This is a genomic window from Pseudonocardia sp. EV170527-09, assembly GCF_008369905.1.
Taxonomy (GTDB): Bacteria; Actinomycetota; Actinomycetes; order Mycobacteriales; family Pseudonocardiaceae; genus Pseudonocardia.
In genome coordinates, this window is sequence record NZ_VRMC01000213.1 from 1 (window position 1) to 2,211 (window position 2,211).

The 2,211-nt window shown below is 66.1% G+C and carries 6 protein-coding genes and 1 pseudogene; 1 reads left to right on the forward strand and 6 read right to left on the reverse strand.

Annotated elements, in window-relative coordinates:
• A partial coding sequence (locus FVA95_RS34175) for an IS3 family transposase (protein ID WP_161992518.1) occupies positions 1 to 178 on the reverse strand: 178 nt, incomplete at its 3' end.
• A gap of 47 nt (positions 179 to 225) precedes the next feature.
• Complete coding sequence (locus tag FVA95_RS28425) at positions 226 to 519, reverse strand: transposase (protein ID WP_161992396.1); 294 nt, start codon at positions 517 to 519, stop codon at positions 226 to 228.
• A 60-nt stretch (positions 520 to 579) separates the two neighbouring features.
• Here FVA95_RS28425 and FVA95_RS31165 point away from each other — a divergent pair.
• Positions 580 to 870: pseudogene (locus FVA95_RS31165) on the forward strand (transposase); the annotation flags it as partial.
• 87 nt (positions 871 to 957) lie between these two features.
• Here the strand turns inward: FVA95_RS31165 and FVA95_RS28435 are convergent.
• The 4 genes from FVA95_RS28435 to FVA95_RS28445 form a co-directional block, all read right to left on the reverse strand.
• Entirely contained in the window at positions 958 to 1,242 is a 285-nt protein-coding gene (locus FVA95_RS28435) for a CopG family transcriptional regulator (protein WP_149666865.1), read from the reverse strand.
• Entirely contained in the window at positions 1,229 to 1,564 is a 336-nt protein-coding gene (locus tag FVA95_RS28440; protein ID WP_149666866.1) for a hypothetical protein, read from the reverse strand. Before FVA95_RS28440 ends, FVA95_RS28435 begins: the two co-directional genes overlap by 14 nt.
• 36 nt (positions 1,565 to 1,600) lie before the next feature.
• Entirely contained in the window at positions 1,601 to 1,768 is a 168-nt protein-coding gene (locus FVA95_RS31170) for a hypothetical protein (RefSeq protein WP_161992520.1), read from the reverse strand.
• A gap of 51 nt (positions 1,769 to 1,819) precedes the next feature.
• Positions 1,820 to 2,211: transposase (locus FVA95_RS28445; RefSeq protein WP_193564271.1), on the reverse strand; the 392-nt coding region annotated here is incomplete at its 5' end.

Here is a 2,211-nt window from a genome sequence, read left to right on the forward strand (position 1 = left end):
CCAGACCGAGCGTGAGCTCGGCGTGGACACGCGGCCACCCGTACGTTCCGCGGGATTCTTCGTGGATCGTGGTGATGCGTTTGAGCAACAACTCGTTCTCCACCGCCCGAACGGATTTGTGCCCGGATCGCCATTCGTAGTAGCCTTGGCGGCGCACGCCAAGGACCCGGCAGGTCACCGCGACGTCGAATCCATCGTCGGCGAGTTCACGGACCAGCGGGAAAACTACTTTGGGAGAACGTTCTCCCGGGCGAAATACGCGGCCGCCCGCTTGAGAATCTCGTTCTCCACCTCAAGGCGACGCTTCTCCTTACGGAGCCCGGTCAATTCGCGTTTCTCGGCGCTACTCAGCCGTGAATCGGAGCCGCCGGTGTCGTCGGCGGCGGCCTGGGCCATCCAGCTCCGCAAACACGACTCCGATATCGACAGTTCCTTCGCGATCGCAGACACCGGCTTGTCGCCAGCACGAGCGAGGTCCACGGCGCGGCGCCGGAACTCGGGCGGGTGAGGTGCAGGCACGAACAACATCCTCCCTGGTGGACCGGGTCCACCTCAGGTGACGTGTCCGGCGTCAGGGGTCAAGCTCAGGCCGCGTTCGTCGCCCTCTCCGGAGTCGCCCCGCTGCAGGCCTCGTCCGGGAACACTCGCCGCCACCGCCTCAACCGGGGTGGTGATCGCCGGCTTAATCGGGCGCTCTACACCATCGCCCTGACCAGGCTCGGTCACGACCCGCGCACCTGCGCCTATCGAGCCCGCCGCGCCGCCGAGGGCGCCACCAAACGCGAGATCATCCGCATCCTCAAGCGCTACATCAGCCGCGAACTCTTCCGGCTCCTCACCGCCACCCAGACACCCCCGATGACCGCTTGACAGTCATAGAAGCATCTCACTGAGACACCCCGAGCGCAGGTCACGAACCCGGGCCTGACGTTCGAGACCTGTCCGCTGGGGGCACCTCTATTGAGACGACCGTTCCGCGCCGAGACGCTCCAGCAGCCACGCCCGAGCCATCGTGGAGGCCGGCAGGTGACGACGACGGGCTGCCGCGTGCAGCTCGGTGAGCTGCTCTTCGGTCAGCCGCAGGTTGAATACCCGGCTGGGCCCGCGGCCGGGCTGGTGGGGCCGGGCGATCGTGGTGCCGTCGGGATAGGGAGCGGCCGGGTCGACGCCCTGAGCCTCGGCTTCCAGCCTGCGGACATCAACGCGCACCGCTCGGGCGGTCTGAGGGTCAAGCTTGTCCATCGTCTTCCACCGCCTTGTTGTAGGTAGCCAGGTCCCGACCGGACGCTGGCCAGGCGTTCATGCCGTGTAGGTCGCCGTCCAGGTCGCGGTAGACGATGACGACGAGCACCCGACCCGCAGAGTCCGACCAACCGATGAGCCCAGTCGCGCCGACCCGAGACGCCGGGTAGGGAATCAGTTCCACGAGACGGGCGTCGGCCGCCACTTCCTGGGTCCAGTCCGGGTCGAGGTTCATCGCGCCGGGATAGCGAGAGGACCGGCTACGGATGTAGTCGGCGTCTTCCTCCGCCCAGTGCAACTTCACCAGCTGATCGTAGTCCACCGTAAGTCATCATCCTACAACAGTTCGAGTCAGGCCTCATCCCGGTGGTGGTAGCCGGGGCAGTCCAGCCAGCACCCGGTCTAGCACCCGTCGTGTCCGCTCCCGGCCCTGAGCCTGGGTCTGCTGGCGGACCTCGGTGACGGTGGCGCCGTCGCCGTACGCGCCGTCCAGGACGACGGCGACCTCACGCAGATCAGCAGTCACCATCTCAACGGTCGGGGGTCTGTAACGAGAACGGTGGTTCCGGCGATGTTGTCAGTAGTGCTCGGCGCCCGGCCAGCGGTCACCGAAAGTGATGGCGAAGGCGTTGAGGACTGGCTTCCAGCGCATCATCCATCGGGTGTGGCCTCGTCCGGTCGGGTCGAGGCTGCGGGTGACAAGGTACAGACATTTCATCGCGGCCTGCTCGCTGGGGAAATGCCCTCGCGCTCGGACCGCTCGCCGGTAGCGGGCGTTCAACGATTCGATCGCGTTCGTCGTACAGATCACCCTCCGGACCTCGATGTCGTAGTCGAGGAACGGCACGAACTCGGTCCAGGCGTTACGCCACAAACGTATCATCGCCGGATAGGCTCGCCCCCACTCGTCATCGAGATCATCCAGCGCGGCTGCAGCGGCATCGGCGGTGGACGCGGTGTAAATAGCTC

Excerpts from the sequence above, each read along its gene's own strand:
- FVA95_RS28435 (WP_149666865.1), bottom strand. The coding sequence starts at position 1,242 with ATGGACAAGCTTGACCCTCAGACCGCCCGAGCGGTGCGCGTTGATGTC.